2 pseudogenes are annotated in these 408 nt (G+C 38.7%); both read right to left on the reverse strand.

Annotated elements, in window-relative coordinates:
* Nucleotides 1-82: pseudogene (locus ACLNCN_RS05040) on the reverse strand (VOC family protein); the annotation flags it as partial.
* 58 nt (nucleotides 83-140) lie between these two features.
* A pseudogene (locus ACLNCN_RS05045) lies at nucleotides 141-408 on the reverse strand (pyruvate oxidase); the annotation flags it as partial.

The raw sequence follows: 408 nt of genomic DNA on the forward strand, positions 1-408 counted from the left end.
ACTTTTTATCCAAAATACGCTCCAAGTCATCACAGACTTGGGGAACATCTGAAACGATAATATCTAATTGATTTAAATTCATTCACTATCCTCCATAAAAAGACCGGATTGCTCCGATCTTTTTAAGTTCCACGAAGAAATTATTTAATTGCGCGTGATTGCAAACCTTCTTCTTCCAAGAAGAGACGGAATGGTACGAGTTCTTCTGCTTCGTATTTTTCCTTGAAAGCTTTGATTGCTTCTTCTGAGTGAAGTTTTGGATCCAATTCAAGTACTTCTACTGGAAGTGGACGGTGTTCAGTGATGCGAGCATCGATAACAACAGTTTTACCTTCTTTGCTCAATTTAACAGCTTCTGCAACAACTGCATCGATGTCTTCGATACGGTCAACTGTAAATCCAACAGCT

The sequence above is a fragment of the Streptococcus sp. CL8.13 genome (assembly GCF_049737895.1).